We start from the raw sequence: 2,818 nt of genomic DNA on the forward strand, positions 1-2,818 counted from the left end.
TATAAATCGTTTTTTTGCCCTACTTTACGTGCAGATTCACCAATTTTACGAATAAAACTTTCTACAGATTCATTCTTTTCAAAATGAAGATCGCCATCATAAGATTCATTACTAGAAGGAACCAAATTTTTAATAGGCGAAGTTGGTGGTTGATGATAAGATATCGTATTTTCCTGAGAATCAGGTTGTTGTATATCTGTTTTTGCTAAGTCGTCATTACCTGATGGTACTTGAGAATCCATTGTCGAGGACGAGACTGTACTTTTATCTGGATCTACTGGACTAATTTCTACATGATTCTGTGGATTTTCTTGGTTAGTACTGTTGCTGTCCGATGGTTTTGACAATGACGGTTTAGACGACTGAGTTGGCGTTTCTATTGGTTTATTTTCAGAAATCTGTTTGTCAGAATCTAAATCATTTTCTTCACTAGAATCTGTTGTAGAATTATTTGTTTCTGTCTCATTCGGTTGCGTTTCTTGCATAGAAGAATCCGTAATTTCATTTTCTGAACTATTTTCAGTTAGTGCCTCAGACTCTTCTAACGAATCATTTATAATTTCTCCATTGGTAACTGTAGTTGACTGTTCTGCTGAAGCCTTTGAATGTTCTTCATTTGCTAAAACAGTTGGAGTATATCCGAAAACTTGTCCTAGCAACAATATTGCAGACAATAATTTTCTTGTTTTCTTCATTAAATTTCTTTCCTCCTACCATTTAGTAAATATAAAAATCTGATATAACAAAAAAGGAATACTTATCGTATCCTTGTTTCTACATCATTAACATTTATCACTTATAATTCAAAAAGTTTATTCTTTTGTATAATCTACAATATTTAGTGATATCTCCTAAACTTAACCTATTTATAAACGAATTATAAAAATCTCACAATTAATCACAATAGATATATGATTTTTAGACCACCTAATAAAATAAATACATATTTATTTTTTATCGATAAATGATCTTAGAAAATATTTTTACAATAGGTATCCTACCCATAAATTGTTTCTAATTCAAGTATTTGAATATTTAGTTTTCTTATAATAGATATACAAAAAGGTTATAAACTATATTCCTATCGTTAGATCCTTTATATTTTAAACATACTCTTCAGCAATAAAAATATTACGCTTAAGTTTGGATAGCTAAATGTATATGATAAATTTTATTAATATCAATTATTTGAAGTTGTTATATTTAGTACAAAAAAATACCCAAATTAGTCATTTTAATTACTATTAGATGTGTAAGATAAATAATGAAGGAGCGATAAATTATGTTAAAAAATTTTACTAAAGAAACACTAGCGCAATATGATGGAATTCACAGTCCCAAAAAGTATATTGCTGTTGATGGAATCGTTTATGATGTTACTGACAATTCTCATTGGATTAATAATCATCACGGGTATATACCAGGAAGAGATTATTCAGAGGAAATAAAATCTGCTCCTCATAGAAAAAAAGTTTTAGATAGCTTAAAAATTGTTGGAAATTATATTTCTTAGAAGGTAATCGAGTTGAATTTTATATTGCGCCAGTTCTTCCAATGTTAAAAGAAAGAAAATCAACATTACTTATATATATTTCAACTTATACCTTAAAATTATGTTGAGTTCTAATTTTTTCTATATTAAACGGTAAAATAAGATACGATTCCTAACTAAAAATGAATAGTTAATCATGTAATACCTCAAAAAATTTTCTTAGATTATCTTTTTGAGGTATTGTCGTTTTTATGAGATGATTTTTTAATAATCCCTATGATAAGTAATTTTCACTTTATTTTTCCTAGTTTTTTTCTTCACTATACTTTTACAAAAAGTAAATTAATACTACTTTTTAAAGCTTTTCAAATAAAAAAACTAACCTATTAATAATAGATCAGCTTTCTTATACGTATTAATTGTTGAAGATATATATTGATATCCAATCATTTTTTTGAAGTTAAATAATATCAAGAGAAAAAGAAGAATCTAATAACTATAGACTGTTTCTTTTTCTCTCAATTTTACCAAATTATATTGGCATACACAAAAACTATAAAAAGGTAACTAAAGTTGGTGGGGCCTAATACAATATGAGTAACATGGAAGATTTTTATATTTGAGGAGATGTGTCACTACATATTAGTATTAGGTATGTTCTGTCTCTTATACACATCTAGATGTGTATAAGAGACAGGCCTAATACAATATGAGTAACATGGAAGATTTTTATATTTGAGGAGATGTGTCACTACATATTAGTATTAGGTATGTTTAAATATTAATACAAAATAACAAAGCAATAGATTCTGTTTTTTTAATCATTAAAAAAAATAAAAGTAATAATTTCTCTTATTAGATACATGCGATAGTTTCTACTATTTTCAGCTATTTGACTTTTATTTATGATCCACCTCTCTAAGAGTAATTCTTTATGTATGGCTAAATATCATTTATAGTATTTTATATATAAATAGTTAAGTTTATCATACTATTTTTAGTCTCTTTAATTGCTAAAAAATGCAGAAATAAATAGACACATATATAATGATAAAAATTGCTAACAAAACACCAACAATGGTTGGAATTAGATAATGAAACCTTATATTGTTGTCTACTACATATTTATAATCTCTTATACACATCTAGATGTGTATAAGAGACAGGAATTAGATAATGAAACCTTATATTGTTGTCTACTACATATTTATAATCAACAAGAAATAAATAAATACTAACACCACATCTAGATGTGTATAAGAGACAGTTATTAGGTGGTCTAAAAATCATATATCTATTGTGATTAATTGTGAGATTTTTATAATT

The 2,818-nt window shown here is 26.5% G+C and carries 1 protein-coding gene and 1 pseudogene; one reads left to right on the plus strand and one right to left on the minus strand.

Annotated features, from left to right (window positions below):
• A pseudogene (locus A5816_RS16370) lies at window positions 1-695 on the minus strand (N-acetylmuramoyl-L-alanine amidase); the annotation flags it as partial.
• Window positions 696-1,282: 587 nt separating this feature from the next.
• Here A5816_RS16370 and A5816_RS14475 point away from each other — a divergent pair.
• Window positions 1,283-1,513, plus strand: coding sequence for a cytochrome b5 domain-containing protein (locus A5816_RS14475; RefSeq protein ID WP_010733228.1), 231 nt, complete (start codon window positions 1,283-1,285; stop codon window positions 1,511-1,513).
• Window positions 1,514-2,818: the final 1,305 nt, after the last annotated feature.

Origin of the sequence: Enterococcus sp. 3G1_DIV0629 (assembly GCF_002141285.1) — a bacterium.
GTDB lineage: Bacteria > Bacillota > Bacilli > Lactobacillales > Enterococcaceae > Enterococcus_B > Enterococcus_B lactis.